We start from the raw sequence: 20,094 nt of genomic DNA on the forward strand, positions 1-20,094 counted from the left end.
GCGCTCGGGGTATCGGATTTCTAAACTGCCTATGCGGCAGTGAACTGTTGTGTTGGTTGGTTCTGAAAAAATAGAATTTTCTAAACTGCCTATGCGGCAGTGAACATGGCTTGAAAACAACATTTTTAATGATTTGATTTCTAAACTGCCTATGCGGCAGTGAACAATGGGAAACTGTCAAGGAAAAGGCCTTAACTTTTCTAAACTGCCTATGCGGCAGTGAACAGTTATAACAGATTAACCGCTCTGAGACTATATTTCTAAACTGCCTATGCGGCAGTGAACTCATCTCCGGGGCAGCCGTGGCGACTGCCCCATTTCTAAACTGCCTATGCGGCAGTGAACTCATCAAGTGTTATCAGACCCCGACGCCTGAATTTCTAAACTGCCTATGCGGCAGTGAACAGGATGATTCAAAATGAAAAAATCTTATGCATTTTCTAAACTGCCTATGCGGCAGTGAACAGGATGATTCAAAATGAAAAAATCTTATGCATTTTCTAAACTGCCTATGCGGCAGTGAACATCCGTCAAAGATTACCCCGGGCACTTTATCCATTTCTAAACTGCCTATGCGGCAGTGAACTAATGAGGCCAGTCCTCACCAAAGAGCTCATATTTCTAAACTGCCTATGCGGCAGTGAACAAAACCGGCAAACGCCTGGACAAAGCCACAAATTTCTAAACTGCCTATGCGGCAGTGAACTCCTCCGGCAAATGGGCCAGGATGTCCTTGATTTTCTAAACTGCCTATGCGGCAGTGAACGCTTGCGTCTTGTCTACACTTGTAAGCAAGATTTTCTAAACTGCCTATGCGGCAGTGAACATTTCCATTGGAGCCTCCCCCGCCTCCGAAGATTTCTAAACTGCCTATGCGGCAGTGAACAACCCACGATTGAATCTGCGCTACTCCCTCCGTTTCTAAACTGCCTATGCGGCAGTGAACGATAAAACAACGTGGCCTTGGGCTTCCCGCAATTTCTAAACTGCCTATGCGGCAGTGAACATCATCCGCCAGCTCGAACCCATTCCCCCGGATTTCTAAACTGCCTATGCGGCAGTGAACGGTCAGCAGGAGATACACCAGCTCCCAGCGTATTTCTAAACTGCCTATGCGGCAGTGAACTCTCGGAATGCCCGCTTTTTAGCCTTTTGGTATTTCTAAACTGCCTATGCGGCAGTGAACCTGACCATTTCCCGAAAAGAAAGCTGTACTTATCGAGAGCCTGTGCTTTCTTCCTTATTTTACCAAAATATTTTTACTTCTGGCAAATCTCCGTAATTATGGGCTTCCCCGGATTCAGGAATTTTCATTGGTCATTTAATGCCCCATGAAAACCTTCACCTTCACACCTGTCACTGCTGCCCCTTCCTTTTCAGACACGCAAAAAAACTCCCTGAAATCCTGAAGCGGGCACCGAAAGCGCTTTGGACAGGGATTCTGTCTTTGAGAATTCCAGGAAGTTTCTTTATGTACTTTTCAGCCGGCTGGTGGAGAAGAGTTGATGAGGAAGGAGTTCGGCCGTCCCGCTTTCCATGGTTGCGCGCAGGCGGGACTGGCGGCCGGCCCTTCCGGGCTCTTCGCTTCTCCGGTTATATAGTGGCCGGTGGGAGGGAGGAGTATCATTGGGGCCGCCTTTGGCGGCCAACCCCTTCCGGCTCGCTGCGCTCGCCACCCACCCCTTAGACAGGGGTGGGCAAGGGCGTTACGCGCTAAACCTCCCGCCGGGCAAGTCATTCCGAACACAGGGAAGAATCTTGGTACATGCCGCCAGTCACTCATCTGCCCGTAAATACCGGTCGACAGGAAGGAGCCCCTTTTGTGCCTGCGGCACTACCTTTCCTCTAAAAAAAGACACTATGAGTGCTGTGCAATGTGCGACTTTCTCCGCAGGAGATTCTGATGCCGATCGTCTATCATTTATCGTCTATCATTTATCGTCTATCCGCTGCCTTCTATCGTCTTATACCCCTTCCCGTGCTATAATATGGCAATTGGAGGGTGCTTGCCTTCTTTATCTGACTTCATTTATCTAAGGAGATTTTACGATTGGGTAAGGTTACGAAGGCGCTGGCCGCACTGGCCCTTGGCGCTGTGACTGCGTATCTGCTCCCGCGGCGGAAGGCTTTGTCTCTGCCGGTGGGTGAGAGTTCTTATTTCTTGGAGGATCCCAGCGGTACCTGCAGGGATCCGATTCCGGTTTATTATTACAAGCCTGCTACCTGGACGGAGGATCAGCCGGTGTTTATCGCTTTCCCGGGGTATACACGGAAGGCGGAGCGGTTTGAGAAGCATCTGGAAGATCTGGCGGTGCGTTTCAATATGCTCATCGCCTGCCCGGAGTTTTCGCCGAAGAAGTACCCCGGTGCCCGGTGGTATCAGGAGGGAAATATTTCCGATGCGGAGGGGGAATCGGGCCATATCCAGCCGCGGAAGCAGTGGACGTTTGATGCCATCGACCATGTGACTGCCGCCATCCGTCGCCGGACGAGGGCGAAGGGGAAGGTCATCCTTTTCGGCCACTCCGCCGGCGGCCAGCTGATGCACCGGTATTCTCTCTTTGCCAGCCATCCTGCGGCAGATGCCATCGTCTGTGCCAATGCGGGCTGGTTTACCATGCCCGATAAAAATGTGTGCTATCCCTACGGCATCAAGAATGTGCCTCTCTCCGACAGGGATCTGGCCCGGGCTTTTTCCCGTCCGGTGATCATGCTCATGGGAGGAAATGATATTTCCAGGGAGAAGCCTTTCCGGGATACGCCGGAGGCGGATGCCCAGGGGATGAACCGCATGGAGCGGTGCAATAATTATTTCCATTTCTGCGAAGCCAAGGCGGCGGAGCTGGGTGTGCCTTTCCGCTGGAAACTGGACGTGGTGGAAGGCGCCGCCCATGAGGGGGATAAGATGGCGGAGGGCGCCATGAAGCTCTTCTGCCAGGAACCGCTGGATGAGACGGTAGGGATGTGAGGCCGCCGAAGGCGGCCTTGGACACGCCTTTGGCGTGAGGGTTGACGGCCCTGATGGGCCGAAGGTTCTTAAGGTTCTTAGGTTTGACAGCCACTGCGTGGCTGAGGGTTGTGGTATCGCCGCCTTCGGCGGCGATGAATATAAATGCCGCCGAAGGCGGCGATAAAATGGCGCCACCGGCGCCTACCTCCCCAATCGGTCGGGCGATTAAAAGGAAGGCCTCCTATTGGGCAGGCTAGAGGCCAACTTCGCCCGACTTGCGTATTCCATGCGGAATACGCACAGAGCGATACTTTATAACTACCCTGGGCGGAGCCCTCAAACTGTCCGGGAGGCGTCAGCCGGTCCCGGACAGAACCCTTGGGCCAGCGCGTCAGCGCATGGCCCATCAACCCTCGCGCCCTTAAGGGCGCGTCAACCTTCGGGAACACCGTTTCCCGCCGCATTTGACGCATAGAAAAAACGACTGCCGGAGCAGTCGTTTTTTTATGCAATAGAGGCATTACCAGCCGTGGCGGTAGTCGAAGACGCCGTCGGGGATTTCTCCTTTTTCCAGTTCTGTCAGGGATTCGTCCAGAATGGTGAAGGCTTTGTGCAGATTTTCGGAGGAGATGTTGAGGGGCGGCTGTACGCGGAGGAGGTTTTCTCCCAGGGTGATGATGATAAGTCCTTTTTCGTAGGAGCGGAAGCAGACTTTGAAGGTGCCGTCTCCGTCGGGAACGGGATTTCCTTTTTCATCTTTCTTCACGATGCCGATGGCCCAGGACATGCCGCGGCCGCGGTAGAAGGCTACGCGATCCGGGTGATTCTTCTTCAGTGTTTCCATTTCTTCTTTGATCTGGGCGCAGTTTCTCTTGTAGATGGTCTGGAATTCTTCGGTTTTGTAGTAGTCGAAGGCGGCGTTACCTGCGGCGCAGGCGATGGCGTTGCCGCCCAGGGTGAAGAGGTGGGCCGGGGCGGGGAGGCAGTCCATGATTTCGGCTCTGCCCATGAAGGCGCCCAGGGTGAGGCCGGCGCCGATGGATTTGCCCATGATAATGCCGTCGGGGATGATGCCGGGGTAGTTTTCAATGGCAAAGAAGTGGCCTGCTCTCCAGAAGCCCTGCTGTACTTCTTCATCGATGAAGAGGATGCCGTGCTTTTTGCAGAGGTCATAGAGTTTCTTCATGAAGATGGGGTGGGCGGGCAGAATGCCGGCGTCGCCCTGGATGGCTTCGATGACTACGGCTGCCACTTCGTCGGCGGGCATGTAGGTTTTGAAGGCGGTTTCAATGTCCCGCACCGCTTCTTTTTCTACGATTTCATCGGGCACATCGTCTCCGTAGAAGGGGAAATGGTAGATTTCCGGAAGGAAGGGTCCCATTTTCGCATGCATGCGGGTGGTACAGGTGGTCATGGAGGAGGAGCCGTAGGTATTTCCATGGTAGCCGTTGATGAAGGTAATGATTTTCGTCCGTCCTGTGTAGGCTCTTGCGAATTTCACGGCAGCGTCGTTGCCGTCGGAGCCGCAGTTGCCGAAGGCGATTTTGGCCTTCACGCCGCCGGGGTAGACGGAGGTGAGCTTTTCCGCATAGGAAATCATGGGCTCATTGTAGGAATAGGCAGCGGTGTACTGGGTGCATTTTTTCAGCTGGGCTTCAATGGCCTTCGTGAGGATGGGGTTGGAGCTTCCCAGGTTCAGGGAAGAGGCGCTGGTGAGAAAATCGATGTATTCATTGCCGTCGGCATCTTTCAGGATTTCCCCTTTTCCGCTTTCCACGGCAAAGGGATAGTAGGAAAGGTGCTGGCAGGGTGCTACCACCTTTTCATCTCTGGCTACAAGGTCTAAACATTTGTCAATCTTTTTCTGAATTTTATACATAGTTCCTCCTTGTATGAAATAGGGGAAAAAGGGTTTCCCCTCTCTGAAATCATCTTATTGTCAAGTGTATAGAGGGATGGCGGGGTTGTCAAGGGGCCTCAGGCGGCATCTGCTGCCTGCCGCCCGGGTTCAGAAGGTTCGGCCCCCCCTGTTGTCCCACCGCTTGCGGGGGGGAAGGTGGTACGTAGTACCAAAGGGGGGCGAAGGTTCTTAGGGTTCTCAAGCTTGACAGCCGCCTTTGGCGGCTGAGGGTTATGGTATCACCGCCTTCGGCGGTGATGAATATAAATGCCGCCTGACGGCTAACCCCTTCCGGCTCGCTGCGCTCGCCACCCACCCCTTAGACAGGGGTGGGCAAGGGCGTTACGGGATTACCTTCCCGTCTCACATGGTCATTCTGAACACAGGGAAGAATCCTGGTGCATGGCGATAGTGTCTCATCTGCCCGTAAATACCGGTCGGCGGGAAGGGCTGCTAAGCGTAGCGGAAATGGCAGTTAACAGCCAGTAGCCAGCTGAATAAGGCTTGTACCTTAGGATTCATCAGCAAGATTTATATTACAATGATTGGCCGCTGGCGCGGCCACCCCCTATCCCGCTCCGCGGGACTCCCCCCTATTCAGGGGGGAGAATAAGTCTTTCTACTCTTACCGTATTATCATAAGTTGCACTACGTATAACGCCGTTAAAAGTCCACCCTCCGCGGTAAAGGTGGTGCCGCCAGCCGCCAAAGGGGGAAATGCATTTCCACGTGCGGAGTGAGGCTGCATGGTTTTATTATAATGGCGCCCAATGATTTTTAAAGGGCGCCCACCACCGCGGCCAGCGGATAGCGGCCAGCGGATAGCTGTCCCACTGTTTCACTGTCCCACTAGTACACTAGCTCACTAGTACACTACCCCACCAGCCCACCAGCCCACTATCATCAACATATCCTCGGCAGTCCTTCTCCTCTTAAGGGCAGGAGTTTTCTTTTTCCTCCGTAGGCGGTGATGAGGTGGACGCCCTGACCTTTGGTGATACGGCCTGCCCGAGCGGCGTCTCTGCCGTAGGGGTTTTCGTGAAGGATGGCAAGGGCTTTGTCCGCTTCTTTTTCAGGAAGGACGATGATCATTTTGCCTTCGTTCCCCATGGTGAGGGGGTCGAGGCCCAGGATGCCGGAGAGTTCACGGATTTTTTCAGACACCGGGATGTGCTCTTCCATGAGTTCCATGGCTTTGCCGGAGGCTTCTGCCAGTTCGTTTGCCACGGTGGCAAGGCCTCCCCTGGTGATGTCCCGGATGGTGTGGATGGCAAGGCCTTCTTCCAGCAGGCTTTGCACCAGACCGTTTAAGGGGGCGCAGTCGCTCCGAAGGCTGCTTTTCATGTGGAGTCTTTCGGTCAATATGGTGCCGTGGTGGTCGCCCATGGTGCCGGTGAGGAGGACGGCGTCCCCTTCTTCCATGGCGGAGGCGGAGATGGTGCAACCCTTTGCTCTTTCACCGATACCGGCGGTATTGATGTAAAGGCCCCCTTTGCCTTCCACCACCTTGGTGTCCCCTGCCACGATGGAAACACCTGCTTCTCTGGCGGTTTCCGCCATGGAGGCTGCCACTTTTTCCAGTGTTTCCGTGTCCAGCCCTGTTTCCAGGATGAAGGAGGCGGTGAGGTAGAGGGGCCTGGCGCCCATGGAGGAAAGGTCGTTCACCGTGCCGCAGATGGAAAGTTTCCCTATGTCCCCGCCGGGGAAGAAGAGGGGTTCCACCACGAAGCTGTCGGAGGTGAGGACCGGATTTCCTTCCATGGCAGGCAGCACAGCACCGTCTTCCATGGCATCCAGAATGGGATTTTTGAAATATTTTGCAAAAAGTTCATGGATAAGGCGGCCTGTTTCCTCGCCGCCGGAACCATGGCGCAGTTCGATTTTCATATTAGCCTCCCCGATAGGTAATGGAGCAGGCCCCTTCGCCGGAAACCATGCAGGCTCCTACGGGATGGTCCGGTGTGCAGGCCCTGCCGAAGCAGGGGCACATGGACGGGGTCATGCGCCCGGTCAGGACGGAGGCGCAGCAGCAGCCCCTGGGCATCACATCTTCCGTAAGGCCCCGGCTGCCTGCGTCCAGTGATTCATAGGTTTTTGAAATATAGAGTCCCGAGCCCTTTATATTTCCCAGGCCCCGCCACACCGCGTCTCCCGGTGTGAAGACGTCCTTCATAAGGGCAAGGGCCCTGGGATTTCCTTCGTCCCGCACCACAGAGGGGTATTCGTTCCAGAATCCCCCCTGCTTTTTTGAGGCTTCCAGCACCAGCCTGGTAAGGGCGCGAAGAAGGAGGGCCGGGGAAAAGCCGCCTACCACCATGGGCTTTCCAGACGCTTCGCCCAGTTTCCGGAAGTCCCCGGTGCCGGTAATCACCGCCACGTGGCCGGGGCAGAGGAATCCGTCGATATGGAGGTCTCCTGCCAGGATATGCATGGCTTCCGGCATGGTTTTCAGGGCGGTCAGGAAGCGGATGTTGGGAATATTCTCATCATGCACCCGCTTGATTAAATCCGCCCACACGGGGGCGGTGGTTTCAAAGCCCACCGCCGCCAGGACGAAGGTGGTATGCCTGTCCTTTTCCGCCATGGCAAGGGCGTCTTCGGGGTTGTAGAAGAAATCCACCGCACCGCCCCGGTCCCTGGCGCCGGAAAGGGACATGCGGCTTCCCGGCACTGCCAGCAGGTCGCCGAAGGCCAGCACTTTGTGCCCTTCCTTCATGGCGTAGGACACCAGTTTGTCGATATAGGCGGTGGGGGTCACGCACACGGGACAGCCGGGGCCTGAAAGGAGGGTGATGTTCGGTGACAGGATCTGCCGGATGCCGCTCCGATACAAAGAGGATGTATGGGTGCCGCAGACCTCCATGAGCCGGAGGGGCGGCCCGTCATAGGCAGAGAGGTAATGGGCCAGTTCTTTTTCTCTCATTTCTTCCCTGTCTCCTCGATTTCTTTAAAAAGGGAAATCCAGTCACGGGCTTCCTTTTTTTCCACAATCTGGATGGCCATGCCTGCATGAACGAGCACATAATCCCCGATTTTGGCGGGCACCATGGCCAGGTTCACCGGCACTTCGGTGCCGGAAAAATCCACCATGCCATGGGTGCCTTTCATGCTGACCACTCTTCCCGGATAGGCTACACACATAGTTCCTCCTTATCCCTGCAGCCCGTACCAGGCCTGCCCCAGGGCAATGCCTCCGTCGCCGCAGGGAACCTTTTCATTACCATAGACTTTGAAATGCTCCTTTTCCAGCGCATTTCTGATTTCCGTCCATAAAATACCATTATGAAAGCAGCCGCCGGTGAGGATGACCTGTTCCACGCCCAGAAGGCGGGCGCTTTCCACCACCATTTCTTCCACGGCCCGGTGGAACCCCAGGGCTGCTTCCTCTATTTTACCATTTCCTGCCAGCTCGGAAATGAGTTCTTCCCTGTGCCAGATGAGGCGCCCTTCCTCTTCCCGAAGGGTGAGGTGCAGGGGAAGGGGCGCCCTTCTTTCCCTGAGCGCCTGCCGGGCCGCGTCTTCCAGGGCCATGGCGCACTCTCCCTTGAACCGGTTTTCCTCTTTGATATGAAGGAGGGCAGCAGCGCTGTCAAAGAGCCTCCCCATGGCGGAGTCCCTGATGCAGTTCACGCCGCCCTCAAGGGCCGCCTTCACCAGCGGCCATCGGCTGTCTTCCGAAGAGAGGCCGGCATAGGCAAGGCTGGCCAGGGCGGTCTTCCAGGCCTGTTTCATGGAAATATCACCGCCCAGAAGGGGCATGGCGTCCAGATGGCCTGCCCGCTCCATTTCATTTCCCTCCAGAAGAAGGATTTCCCCGCCCCAGATGGTGCCGTCAGTGCCATAGCCGGTGCCGTCGAAGACGAAGGCCGCCGCCTTTCCCGAGAGTCCATGCTCCGCCATAACGGAAAGGCCGTGGGCCTGATGATGCTGCACTCTCCAGAGGGGAATCCCCCGGTCCGCAGAAAGACGCTCTCCCAGGGCTGAAGAAATATAGCGGGGATGAAGGTCCGTCACAATCCGCTCGGGCCGGATGCCCAGCATATTTTCCCAGTCCTCTATCATATGAAGGAACGCATCTTCGGAAGATTCATTTTCCAAATCGCAGGGCATTTCCCCGGGATACAAACGCCCCTGGGCAGTAAGGCAGAAGGAGGGCTCCATGTCCGCTCCCATGGCCAAAAGGGCCCCCTCTTTCGCTCCCTGCAACGCAGGCTCCGGCAGAAATCCCCGGGTGCGGCGGATCATGTCCCTGTGGCTTTCTTCCGCCTTCACCACGCTGTCATCGGCAGGACGGAGGATGTCACGGTTATTGGTGAAGAGGAAATCGATTTCATGGGCCTTAAACCAGGAAAGGGCCTCCTCATCTTTATAAAGGATGGGCTCACCGCTCATATTGGCACTGGTTACCACCAGGGGGCCCCCCGCCCCTTCAGTGAGAAGGTCGTAAAAAGCAGAAGGCGGAAGGAAAATCCCCAGCCGCGGCACCCCCTCCGCCACAGCGGAGAAATGCTTCTTAGGCCGGCAGAGCACGATGGGCCGTGCAGGAGAAGTGAGGAGCTTCCTGTCCTCACCGGTAAGGAAGCAGAGGGTTTCCGCCTCTTTTAAAGAATGAACCATGAGGGCAAAGGGCTTCCCCTCCCGGTGCTTCAGGCGGCGCAGGCGGATCACCGTTTCCTCCTGATCTCCCCGGCAGACAAGATTGTACCCGCCGATGGACTTCACCATCACTATTTCCCCCGCCTTCACCAGGGCAATGGCCCTTTCCATGGCTTCCTCCCCGGTGAGGGTCTCGCCGGATTTGGAAATCATGGAAAGTTTCGGCCCACAGCGGGGACAGCAGATGGTCTCCCCATGGCAGCGGCGGTTCTTCAAATCCCTGTATTCTTTTTCACAGTCTTTGCAGAGAGGAAATTCGTCCATTGTCGTGCGGGGACGGTCATAGGGCAGGCTTTTGATTATGGTATACCGGGGCCCGCAGGCGGTGCAGGAAAGGAAGGGATAACGGAAATGGCGGTCCTTCCCCTCATGGAGCTCCCTCTCGCAGGAAGGGCAGATGGCTATATCCGCAGGAAAAAGAGGGGCCAGCGGCTCCCCGCTGCTGGATGCGGCACGGAAATCGGGGAACCTTTCCAAAGGAAGCTCCTCTTTGGACAGGCTCTCCACCTCTATGGGATAGGGCGCCTCCTGCAATGATTTTTCCAATGCGAAAAAGGACTCCCTCTCGCCGGAAGCCCTGATTTCCACCAGGCCCCCCAGGTTCTTCACCCAGCCCGTGAGGCCCGCCTTCTTCGCCGCCCGGCACACAAAAGGACGGAAACCGACTCCCTGTACCCGACCTTCTATCAGGAGACGGAATGTATGGATATGGGACATGGTTTAGCCTCCTTTGCTAAAGGGCCGCCTTTGGCGGCCCGGGTTGACGGGGCCCCTGGCCCCGAAGGTTACGCCCGCCAAAGGCGGCGGGTTGTGCAGAAGGGTTGAGGAAAAAGGTCCTTAAGATTGACACCCGCTGCGCGGGCGAAGGTTCTTAGGTTTGACAGCCACTGCGTGGCCGAGGGTTGTGGTATCACCGCCTTCGGCGGCAATGAGTATAAATGCCGCCTGACGGCTAACCCCTTCCGGCTCGCTGCGCTCGCCACCCACCCCTTAGACAGGGGTGGGCAAGGGCGTTACGGGATTACCTTCCCGTCTCACATGATCATTCTGAACACAGTGAAGAATCTTGGTGCATGACGTTAGTGTCCCATCTGTAAATAAATATCAGTCGGCGGGAATTGGCCACTATCGTGGCCAATCGAGTAGAGATTATTCATCCCTCTCACACCACCGTACGTACCGTTCGGTATACGGCGGTTCGATTCTTTGGGTAGGAATATATTCCTGCTTGTCATTTCTTCCGCTTCCTGAACATCATACTCAGCCCTCCTTTTCGTATCTTCGCCAGTTCCGCTATTTTCCGACAGGAAGTCCGCCCTGTGACTGCATTCTGCTTCAACGTATGATTGTTCCTTTCACGGTTTACTTTGACTGGAATCGTTCAGTGCTTCCCGCTTTCGCGGTACTATGACCTCTGCTGACTTCTCATGATAAATCTTTTTCAACCGTCTCCACTCGGTCCATATATACGACCTATCACTGCTTTGACGTCCATGAGACCTCCCCGGGTAAGAGTGTAATCTTTCGCCTCATCTATCCGCTTCATTTACAAAGCCTGGCCAAGACCATCGTTGGACTTCAGCATAGGGGGCTGCCTCCTCCTGCCGGACTCTGCCTTCATATAAAGTTTCTATTCGTCGGACCAAGGTTTTGCCTCCGGCTTCCTTCAGACCCCACCTCACGATGGACCCCTTGCCATTGGCTGTGTGCTTGTTATGGTCATACCGCACTAGGGACTTTCACCCATTAGATTACACCCATGCCGGGCGCACCCCCCTATCCGGCTTCGCCGGACTCCCCCCCAGAGGGGAAACGACTCACTACATTTTGCGCGTCGCTATCGCTCCTTCATCCTCTGCTGTCACTGACTCACTGGATTCTCAGGTCGCTCTGCTCCCCTACGAATCCAGTTCGCATAGTGCAAAATGTGTTCGCTGTGCATCGCTTTGCTCCAGGGGCGACATCCGCTTCGCGGTTGAGGGTTGTGGTATAGCCCGGCGGCGATGAATATAAATGCCGCCGAAGGCGGCTATAAAATGGCGCCACCGGCGCCCACCTCCCCAATCGGTCGGGCGATTAAAAGGAAGGCCTCCTATTGGGCAGGCTAGAGGCCAACTTCGCCCGACTTGCGTATTCCATGCGGAATACGCACAGAGCGATACTTTATAACTACCCTGGGCGGAGCCCTCAAACTGTCCGGGAGGCGTCAGCCGGTCCCGGACAGAACCCTTGGGCCAGCGCGTCAGCGCATGGCCCATCAACCCTCGCGCCCGTAAGGGCGCGTCAACCTTCGGGAATACTGCACAGCGCCCCGATGACACTATTTCCCGGCGGCTTCTTCAATCCATTCTGCCGCTTCTTTATACCCTTCCCCTGTCTTGCCGCTGACTTTGAAGACCGGCGCCTGTTTGTTGAGGTGGCGGAGGCCTTTCATGAAGAAGTCTTCGTCAAAGTCCAGGTAGGGCATAAGGTCGATTTTATTTAAGAGGATAATGTCCGCCTTTTCGAAGGCCAGGGGGTATTTGTAGGGCTTGTCGCTACCGTCGGCTACGCTGACGATGAGCATTTTGATGTTTTCCCCTATGTTCAGTTCCGCCGGACACACAAGATTTCCTACGTTTTCAATGAAGAGGATGCCCCCTTCTTTGAAGTCCATGGTGTGCACCGCGTTGTGCACCAGGGGGGCGTCCAGGTGGCAGGCGCCGAAGGTGTTGATCTGGGCGGCGGTGACGTTTTCTTTCCGAAGTCTTTCGGTGTCGATGTCGGACTCAATGTCTCCTTCGATAACGTATACCTTCGATTTCATATATTTCATAAGCTGTTCCAGGGAGGTGGTCTTGCCTGTTCCCGGGGCGCCCATGACATTGATGGTGTATACCTTCCTTTCCATCAGGTATTCTCTTACATGTTCGGCGATGTGATTGTTGTGGGCGTAAATGTCTTCCATTACGCCGGCTTTGACCATATGCATTTAATCAACCTCCAGGTCTACTGATTCGATGTAAAATTCCTTGCCTATTTCCGTAGGGGAGCCGTCGCCGCCGCAGTAGGGACAGGTGAAGGAGAAACGTTTCCGCTCAAAGAGGCGGCCACAGCGGTCGCATTTCATTTTGGGCTTGATGTCTTTGATGGTAAGAAGGGCGCCCTCGCAGAGGGTGCCCTCGGATATGATGTCGAAATACATTTGAATGGATTCTCCGATGAAACCGGAGTCTTCGCCCACCACCAGGTGGATGGCTTTCACGGTGCCCCCTTTTTCGCGGGCCGTTTTTTCCGCAATCCCTACGATTTCCAACGTTACAGGATACTCATGCATGGGGCTCATCCTTTGGCGGTTCTTTCTTCACCGGCCGGGCGGGGCGGCGGAGGAGTTTGCCCTGATAAGTGGATTTCATTTCCTTCTTTTCATCTGCTTCCCAGGCATCCGCCAGGGTGAGGCAGTGGGCAGGGCAGCCGTCGGCGCAGACGCCGCAGGTAATGCATTTTTCCCTATCGATGGTCCAGGTGCGGTTTTTCCGGTCGATGGAAATAGCATTCACCGGGCAGTTATGTTCGCATTTGCCGCAGAAGAGGCATTTCTCCGCGTCGATCCGGATATGGCTGTCCGGCACATTGGCTGCTTCTGCAGGGGGCGCCGTTTTTTCTGCCGGTGCTGCTTTAGCCGGTGCTTCTACCTTGACCGGTGCCGGTGCTTCTACTTTGGCGGGAGCCGGCGCAGGCGCGGGCTTCCTTCCTGCCGGTGGGCGGCGGAGGACTTTCCCCTGGTAAGTGGATTTCATTTCTTTCTTTTCATCTGCTTCCCAGGCATCCGCCAGGGTGAGGCAGTGGGCGGGGCAGCCGTCGGCGCAGACGCCGCAGGTAATGCATTTTTCCCTATCGATGGTCCAGGTGCGGTTTTTCCGGTCGATAGAAATGGCATTCGCCGGGCAGTTATGTTCGCATTTGCCACAGAAGAGGCATTTCTCCGCGTCGATCCGGATATGGGTGTCCGGCACATTGGCTGCTTCTGCAGGAGGAGCTGCTTTTTCTGCCGGTGCTTCTTTAGCCGGTGCTTCTACCTTGACCGGAGCCGGCGCTTCTACTTTGGCGGGAGCCGGCGCAGGCGCGGGCTTTCTTCCTGCCGGCGGGCGGCGGAGAACCTTGCCCTGGTAAGTGGATTTCATTTCTTTCTTTTCATCTGCTTCCCAGGCGTCCGCCAGGGTGAGGCAGTGGGCAGGGCAGCCGTCGGCGCAGACGCCGCAGGTGATGCATTTTTCCCTATCGATGGTCCAGGTGCGGTTTCTCCTGTCGATGGAAATGGCATCTGCCGGGCAGTTATGTTCGCATTTGCCGCAGAAAAGGCATTTTTCCGCTTCGATTCGGATATGGGTGTCAGGCACATTGGCTGCTTCTGCAGGGGGCGCCGTTTTTTCCGGGGCCGCCGGTGCCGGCTCTGCCTTCACGGGAGAGGGCCTTTTTCTCAAAGGAGGGCGGGAGCCCTGCATGGTGATTTCGCTGGGATTTCCCAGGTAGCAGCCCAGGGAGAGACATTTTCTCGGGCAGTTGTCGATACAGGTGCCGCAGTTCACGCAGGCTTCCAGGTTGATTCTCCAGGTGCGGGAACGGCGGTCTACGGTAATGGCGCCGGAGGGGCAGTTCCGCATGCACTGGCCGCAGAAGATACATTTCATAATGTTATTGACGATGTGGCTCCGGTCGTCCATGGCCGCTTCCTTCATGTTGATGGCAGCCACCTGGCGCTGGACCTTGGATACGCCGTCTTCCTTCTGCACTTTCAGGATGATTTCCGATTTCTTCACGTCCGGCGAAGCGGCTTCCGGGTCCATGTGGAGGCATTTCTTGGGGCACACTTCCACGCAGCCGGCGCACTGGACACAGGCGAAGGGGTTGATTTTCCAGGTGCCCGTGGCCCGGTCCACGGTAATGGCGCCGGCAGGACAGGTGCGCATGCACTGGCCGCAGAGGATGCACCGGCTGATGTCATTGATGACCCGTCCCCGGTCATGGGGTTTGAAGGTTTTCGGCTTCAAGGGATAGGAGGTGGTGACAGGAGGCTTGAAAAGATTGGCCAGGGCCTGTTTCATATAAATGAGAAAGCTCATGGGACGCCTCCTTATCTTTCGCAGCAGCTGATACAGGGATCAATGGTGAGGATGATGTTGGGCACGTCCGCCAGTTCGCAGCCCTCCAGCATTTTCACAAGGGCCGGTATGTTGGCGTTGGTAGGGGTGCGGAGACGGAACCGTTCCAGGTTCTTTGTGCCGTTGCCCTTCACGTAGTACAGGGCTTCGCCCCGGGGCTGTTCCACCCTGGTGAAATATTCGCCCACCGGCGGCAGTCCCCGCACCGGTGCTTCGATGGCCCCTTCCGGCAGGTTTTCCAGACAGCCGCAGATGATGTCGATGGACTGGGTCAGTTCCCCCAGCCGCACCTTCACCCGGGCCAGGCAGTCGCCGGCGGTTTCGGTGACGGGGCGGAAATGGAGTTTCTTGTAGAAGCCTTCGTCGTCGGCCATGCGGTAGTCCACGGGAATGCCGCTGGCCCGGGCCATGGGGCCTACGCAGCCCAAGTCGATGGCGTCGTTCATGGAAAGGACGCCTACCCCTTCCAGACGGCTCTGGATGGTATTGTCATAGAGGAAGACCATGGCCATCTGCTGGATTTCTTTGCGGAGTTCCTTCATCTTTTCCAGGATTTCCTTCCGCTGGGTGTCGTCAATGTCCCTTCTCACGCCGCCGATTTTGCAGACGGAGAAAATGACCCGGCCTCCCGTGGTTTCTTCAAAAATATCCAGTACGATTTCCCGGATGCGCCAGGCATTCATGAAAAGGCTTTCAAAGCCCATGGCGTCCGCCGCCAGACCGAACCAGAGCAGGTGGCTGTGGAGGCGGGAGAGCTCGTGCCACATGGTGCGAAGGCAGCTGGCCCGGTCGGGGATTTCTATATCCATGAGGCCTTCCACTGCTTTGGCGTAGCCCCAGCCGTGGCCGAAGGAGCAGATACCGCATACCCTTTCCGCCACATAGATGAACTGCTTGAAATCTCTTTTTTCCACCAGTTTTTCCAGTCCCCGGTGTACATAGCCGATGGAGGGCACCGCCCTTACCACCGTCTCATCTTTCAGCTCCAAATCCAGATGAATCGGTTCCGGCAGCACGGGGTGCTGGGGTCCAAAGGGGACTGTGGTTATTTCTGCCATATGAAATCAATCCTCCTTTGTATCTTTATGAACGGATGCGTCGATGCCAAGGCCGCTCCGAAGGTTCACTTTTACAGCCTTCTTCGCATGAACGGCACCGGAGAGATCATGCCAGGGGGTTTTCTGGGCCAGGTGGTAGAAATGGCCGCCGTAGTCCACTTCCGGCACGATGAAGCGGATGTCCAGACCGAAAAGGTCATGGATTTCATTTTCCCATACAAAGCCGTACCAGTACAGGCTGGTGACGCTCATGACAGAGCCGGTGAGGGGCACGATGAGGCGGAGGTGGTAAAGGAAATAGTTTTTGTCAAAGGTATAGGTGAGCTCATAGCCCTCTTCCACCCTGGTGCAGAGGATCTGCACCAGACGGCAGCCTTCCTTCTTGAAGCGGGCTGTCCTTTCCAGAAGGTCTTCGCTCCTGATTTCAATGACCTGCTGTTTCATCTTTCTCCTCCTCTCCATAGGCGCCAAAGGCCCTGGGTTTGCCTGCAGGCACGCCGTGATTTCCGGTGGCCTTCAGTTTCTTATGTTTTTCCTCAAGCACCGAAAGGCCCTTCACCACGCCGGCAATAATGGACTCCGGCCGAGCGGCGCAGCCCGGTACGTACACGTCCACAGGAATGGCCTTGTCCATGCCGCCAAGCATATTGTAACATTCCCGGAACACGCCGCCGGTGCAGGCACAGGTGCCTACGGCCACCACGACCTTCGGTTCAGGCATCTGTTCGTAAATCTGGCGCACCACCGGCAGATTCTGTGCATTCACCCCGCCGGTGACCAGGAAGATGTCCGCGTGCTTGGGGTCTCCCGTATTGACGATGCCGAACCGTTCCACGTCGTACAGCGGCGTAAGGCAGGCCAGCACTTCGATATCGCAGCCATTGCAGGAAGAGCCGTCATAATGGATGAGCCAGGGCGACTTTTTTTCAAATCCCATAACGAATCCTCCTTACTTGAAATACATGAGAAATGCCACATTAATAAATCCCGCCAGGAAAGAGAAGAGCCAGGTGGAAGCCAGCATTCTTTCCCATTTCATACGGGCGCAGCTGTTATCCACCAGGATACCCAGGAAGAACACCAGGGCGCAGACAAGAAGGCCCATGATGAAAGACGGAAGGGAAGAGTTGAAGAAGAAGAGGAGCACCATGCCCAGAAGGAACACGTCCTCATACCACTCCGCCAGCTCCACCATGCCCAGGGTGCGGCCGGAAATTTCCGTCTTCACCCCGCCGATGAGCTCCTGATGGGCTTCATGGGACATGGAAATATCGAAGGGCGATTTCCTGAACTTGATGAGAAGAATATAGCAGAAGCCCAGAAAAATGCCGGGCATGCGGAGAATATTCATGGTATCGGAAGCCATAATGTGGCCGATATTGAAACTGCCGCTGGAAAGATAAAATCCCAGGGCCGCCATGAGGAGCATGGGCTCATAGGCCATGGTCTGCACCAGTTCCCTTTCCGCCCCTACCTGGCTGTAGGGAGAGTCCGTGGCATAGGCGGCGATAATGAGGCACACACTGGCCATGGTGAGGGTAAAGACCACCAGCAGGATATCTCCCCTGGCAAAGAAGAAGGCGCCGGAGAGAAGGACGAAAAGAAGGAAACCGAACACATAGAACCCTTCCGCCTTGTTCACCGCAATGGGCTGCTTGTCCCAGAGCTTGGCGAAATCATAGAAGGGCTGCAGAAGCGGCGGACCTGCCCGCCGCTGCATGCGGGCGGAAATCTTCCGGTCAAGGCCCGCCAGAAGTCCCCCCAGAAGGGGCGCCAGCAGCAGGTACACCAGGGCGCCCATCACATTCATCATATAATCAGACATGGAACACACCTCCTGCCGCCAGGGACAGCTCCATGAGTACACAGGCCAGGCAGGCCGTGTATCCCCAGAGAGTCATCCGCCTTTCGCCAAACCAGGACTCCAGGTACCAGTTCCGAAGCTGCACCGGCACGATACGGCCGGCGGCGCCGCGGTAAGCCACATCGCTCCCCAGATTCTCGCCGGAAAGGTTCGTAATCACCTGTTTCTTCCTCCTGCTCTTGCCGAAGCGCAGCGGCAGGATGATAATGAGGAACACCATGACAGACATGATCCACAGATTGGACTGGGCAATCACATCATTAATATTTCTATACATTAAAGCCAGATAAGGGATGACCATGTACTGGGAAATCAGCGGGAAGAGAACGCACACCACCAGGGTCAGAGCCGCCAGGGTCTTCAGCGCCGTCCACTCCACTCCCAGAATGCCCTTCTCCCGGTTTTCATTGGTCGGTATATAGGTGGTAATCTTGCCCAGCCATTTCGTCCAGTAGAACAGGGTGGTAGCAGAACCATAGACCAGCGCCAGAAGCAGCAGGGGCTGCCCTGCATCTACGAAGGCCTTCATGGCCGCCCACTTGGAAATCAGCATGCCGAAGGGCGCCAGGAACATGCCGCAGATACCGATCACCATGCAGAGAGAAAGGCGGGGCATGGAATTGAAAATGCCGTCGAAGCTTTCCAGATTCCGGCTGCCCAGCTGCTGCTCCGCCGTGCCCACGGTGAGGAAAAGAAGACTCTTCGCCACCGCATGGAAAATGACGATCATGATGGCCGTCCAGGCTGCCTCATAGGAGCCGGTGCCGGCGCAGCAAACGATAAGGCCCAGATTGGAAATGGTGGAGTAAGCCAGCACCTTCTTCCCGTCGGACTGGGAAATGGCGGCGCAGGAAGCAAAGAAGAAAGTAATGCCTCCCACCAGCATGGCCATGATACCGGCGTGGTTATTGCCAAGAATCGGCGCCAGTTTGATAATGAGGAACACCCCTGCCTTTACCATGGTGGAAGAATGGAGCAGCGCCGACGTAGGCGTAGGCGCCACCATGGCCCCCAGAAGCCAGCCGGAGAACGGCATCATGGCGGACTTCGTAAATCCGCAGAACACCAGGAGTGCCACCACCGGCTCCACCGGCATGCCCTGCATGCCCATGGAAAGGAGCTGTGAAATTTCAAGGGTATAGAAATGGGATCCCAGATAGGCAATGGCCGCGGCAAAGGCAAGGCCTCCCAGAAGGTTCATCCACAGGGCCTTGAAAGAATTGTGGATGGCCTCATTGGTTCCCGAATAGCCGATGAGAAGGAAAGAACAGAGAGACGTGATTTCCCAGAAAGTGTACATGTACAGAAGATTATTGCACATGACCAGGCCAAACATGGCGGACAGGAAAAGGAACACCACGAAGAAAAAGAAAGACCGCCGATCCTTCACATCCACATGCTTCCTGTGGTACACCGCCATGTACCCCAGGGAATACACCGCAATAAGCCCGCCGATAATGCCGGCAATGAGGATCATGATGATGGAAAGATTGTCGATATTGAAATCCCATACCGACCGGGCGTAGCTTCCTGCGTGGAACTCAAAGGCCACGATGAGGAAGAACTGGGCAAGACCCAGAAGGGCCGTCAGATAGCGCTTGTACTTCACGCAGAAATAAAGCACCGTCAGCGCCGCCAGCCCGTCCACCGCCATCATCACCAGCCGCACCAGCGGCGAATCCACGCCGATTTTAAAAGGATGGCCGAAATACATAACCCCTACGGCCACAGAAAGAGCCGCCATCAGAAGCGCCGATACCCGGACCAGCGTATTCCTGACCGCCGGATTCCGGTTCACCAGAAGAACCAGCGCCGTCACCAGGGGCAGAGCGAAAAGCAATGCCGGTAAAGCCATAAACATCTTCCCTTCTCCAAGAACTGGCCTTTTATAAGTATACCTTATATGACCATATCCCACTTTATTAATATATACTTTATCGCATATGCCCCATTACTGCAAGAGATAAAATGGCGAAAGCCGCTGATATCGATTTTTTCTATAACTACCTAAAGAAGGTATGCATAAAATAGGCTGCTCCGCGGCCGGGTCCAGAGGGGGCAGGAAAAGGTTCTTAAGATTGATGGGCCTTAGGCCCAAAGGTTCTTAGGTTTGACGGCGCCTGTGGCGCCGAGGGTTGTGGTGGCGGCTGTCGCCGCAAGTAAAAAGGGGCGCGGCATCGCCGCAGGTTGTATAGAAGGGTTGTGTTCGCTTTGCTCCAGGGGGCGACATCCGCTTCGCGGTTGAGGGTTGTGGTATCGCCCCACAGGGGAAACGACTCACTGGATTTTCAGTCGTCTGCCGACTCCTTACAGCACGGCTATCACCGACTCACAATAATTTGTGCGTCGCTTTACTCCTGCAAATTATGTTCGCTGGTGTAACTCCAGTTCGCTATGCACCGCCTTCGGCGGCGATGAATATAAATGCCGCCGAAGGCAGCTATAAAATGGCGCCACCGGCGCCTACCTCTGTTAGAGCCAGGCGTAAATCGCCATTTTGAGCCGGGCGAATTTGACCAATTTCA

The 20,094-nt window shown here is 55.8% G+C and carries 14 protein-coding genes and 1 CRISPR repeat array (1 of these 15 running past the window's edge); of the genes, 1 reads left to right on the plus strand and 13 read right to left on the minus strand.

The genetic code is table 11. From position 1 onward, the window contains the following. Positions 1–1,186: a CRISPR direct-repeat array (repeat unit 28 nt; unit sequence TTTCTAAACTGCCTATGCGGCAGTGAAC) (it extends 43 nt beyond the left edge of the window). Between the two features lie 864 nt (positions 1,187–2,050). Further along, the gene (locus Q0482_RS03760) at positions 2,051–2,968 is read left to right on the plus strand and encodes an alpha/beta hydrolase domain-containing protein (protein WP_299143564.1); all 918 of its coding nucleotides are present in this window, start codon (positions 2,051–2,053) and stop codon (positions 2,966–2,968) included. A 502-nt stretch (positions 2,969–3,470) separates the two neighbouring features. Here Q0482_RS03760 and Q0482_RS03765 read toward each other — a convergent pair. The 13 genes from Q0482_RS03765 to Q0482_RS03825 all read right to left on the minus strand — a co-directional run bounded on the left by Q0482_RS03765 (position 3,471) and on the right by Q0482_RS03825 (position 19,430). After that, positions 3,471–4,829: an aminotransferase class III-fold pyridoxal phosphate-dependent enzyme gene (locus Q0482_RS03765; protein ID WP_299143566.1), complete on the minus strand. Its 1,359-nt coding sequence runs from the start codon at positions 4,827–4,829 to the stop codon at positions 3,471–3,473. Positions 4,830–5,753: 924 nt separating this feature from the next. Next, positions 5,754–6,737: a hydrogenase expression/formation protein HypE gene (gene hypE / locus Q0482_RS03770; protein ID WP_299143568.1), complete on the minus strand. Its 984-nt coding sequence runs from the start codon at positions 6,735–6,737 to the stop codon at positions 5,754–5,756. Position 6,738: 1 nt separating this feature from the next. Then, on the minus strand, positions 6,739–7,773 hold the full coding sequence (hypD, locus tag Q0482_RS03775) for a hydrogenase formation protein HypD (RefSeq protein ID WP_299143571.1): 1,035 nt from the start codon (positions 7,771–7,773) through the stop codon (positions 6,739–6,741). Next, on the minus strand, positions 7,770–7,991 hold the full coding sequence (locus tag Q0482_RS03780; protein ID WP_299143574.1) for a HypC/HybG/HupF family hydrogenase formation chaperone: 222 nt from the start codon (positions 7,989–7,991) through the stop codon (positions 7,770–7,772). The genes hypD and Q0482_RS03780 overlap by 4 nt, the downstream gene beginning before the upstream one ends. Before the next feature lie 9 nt (positions 7,992–8,000). After that, positions 8,001–10,223, minus strand: coding sequence for a carbamoyltransferase HypF (gene hypF / locus Q0482_RS03785; protein WP_299143577.1), 2,223 nt, complete (start codon positions 10,221–10,223; stop codon positions 8,001–8,003). 1,603 nt (positions 10,224–11,826) lie between these two features. Then, a complete protein-coding gene (gene hypB / locus Q0482_RS03790) occupies positions 11,827–12,477 on the minus strand; it encodes a hydrogenase nickel incorporation protein HypB (protein ID WP_299143580.1) in 651 nt (216 codons plus the stop codon). Next, complete coding sequence (locus Q0482_RS03795) at positions 12,478–12,831, minus strand: hydrogenase maturation nickel metallochaperone HypA (protein ID WP_299143583.1); 354 nt, start codon at positions 12,829–12,831, stop codon at positions 12,478–12,480. Then, complete coding sequence (locus tag Q0482_RS03800) at positions 12,815–14,608, minus strand: 4Fe-4S binding protein (RefSeq protein ID WP_299143586.1); 1,794 nt, start codon at positions 14,606–14,608, stop codon at positions 12,815–12,817. Before Q0482_RS03800 ends, Q0482_RS03795 begins: the two co-directional genes overlap by 17 nt. 11 nt (positions 14,609–14,619) lie before the next feature. Further along, the gene (locus Q0482_RS03805) at positions 14,620–15,705 is read right to left on the minus strand and encodes a nickel-dependent hydrogenase large subunit (protein ID WP_299143589.1); all 1,086 of its coding nucleotides are present in this window, start codon (positions 15,703–15,705) and stop codon (positions 14,620–14,622) included. Between the two features lie 6 nt (positions 15,706–15,711). Continuing rightward, a complete protein-coding gene (locus Q0482_RS03810) occupies positions 15,712–16,149 on the minus strand; it encodes a hydrogenase (protein WP_299143592.1) in 438 nt (145 codons plus the stop codon). Next, a complete protein-coding gene (gene nuoB, locus Q0482_RS03815) occupies positions 16,130–16,642 on the minus strand; it encodes an NADH-quinone oxidoreductase subunit NuoB (RefSeq protein ID WP_299143593.1) in 513 nt (170 codons plus the stop codon). Before nuoB ends, Q0482_RS03810 begins: the two co-directional genes overlap by 20 nt. A 12-nt stretch (positions 16,643–16,654) precedes the next feature. After that, the gene (locus Q0482_RS03820) at positions 16,655–17,530 is read right to left on the minus strand and encodes a complex I subunit 1 family protein (protein ID WP_299143595.1); all 876 of its coding nucleotides are present in this window, start codon (positions 17,528–17,530) and stop codon (positions 16,655–16,657) included. Then, the gene (locus tag Q0482_RS03825) at positions 17,523–19,430 is read right to left on the minus strand and encodes a proton-conducting transporter membrane subunit (RefSeq protein ID WP_299143597.1); all 1,908 of its coding nucleotides are present in this window, start codon (positions 19,428–19,430) and stop codon (positions 17,523–17,525) included. The genes Q0482_RS03820 and Q0482_RS03825 overlap by 8 nt, the downstream gene beginning before the upstream one ends. Between the last annotated feature and the right edge of the window lie 664 nt (positions 19,431–20,094).

This window comes from uncultured Dialister sp., assembly GCF_937959425.1.
In the GTDB taxonomy this organism is placed as follows: Bacteria; Bacillota; Negativicutes; order Veillonellales; family Dialisteraceae; genus Dialister.

Coding starts and splice junctions, on each gene's coding strand:
- Q0482_RS03765 (WP_299143566.1), bottom strand. CDS start 4,829: ATGTATAAAATTCAGAAAAAGATTGACAAATGTTTAGACCTTGTAGCC.
- hypE (WP_299143568.1), bottom strand. CDS start 6,737: ATGAAAATCGAACTGCGCCATGGTTCCGGCGGCGAGGAAACAGGCCGC.
- hypD (WP_299143571.1), bottom strand. CDS start 7,773: ATGAGAGAAAAAGAACTGGCCCATTACCTCTCTGCCTATGACGGGCCG.
- Q0482_RS03780 (WP_299143574.1), bottom strand. CDS start 7,991: ATGTGTGTAGCCTATCCGGGAAGAGTGGTCAGCATGAAAGGCACCCAT.
- hypF (WP_299143577.1), bottom strand. CDS start 10,223: ATGTCCCATATCCATACATTCCGTCTCCTGATAGAAGGTCGGGTACAG.
- hypB (WP_299143580.1), bottom strand. CDS start 12,477: ATGCATATGGTCAAAGCCGGCGTAATGGAAGACATTTACGCCCACAAC.
- Q0482_RS03795 (WP_299143583.1), bottom strand. CDS start 12,831: ATGAGCCCCATGCATGAGTATCCTGTAACGTTGGAAATCGTAGGGATT.
- Q0482_RS03800 (WP_299143586.1), bottom strand. CDS start 14,608: ATGAGCTTTCTCATTTATATGAAACAGGCCCTGGCCAATCTTTTCAAG.
- Q0482_RS03805 (WP_299143589.1), bottom strand. CDS start 15,705: ATGGCAGAAATAACCACAGTCCCCTTTGGACCCCAGCACCCCGTGCTG.
- Q0482_RS03810 (WP_299143592.1), bottom strand. CDS start 16,149: ATGAAACAGCAGGTCATTGAAATCAGGAGCGAAGACCTTCTGGAAAGG.
- nuoB (WP_299143593.1), bottom strand. CDS start 16,642: ATGGGATTTGAAAAAAAGTCGCCCTGGCTCATCCATTATGACGGCTCT.
- Q0482_RS03820 (WP_299143595.1), bottom strand. CDS start 17,530: ATGTCTGATTATATGATGAATGTGATGGGCGCCCTGGTGTACCTGCTG.
- Q0482_RS03825 (WP_299143597.1), bottom strand. CDS start 19,430: ATGTTTATGGCTTTACCGGCATTGCTTTTCGCTCTGCCCCTGGTGACG.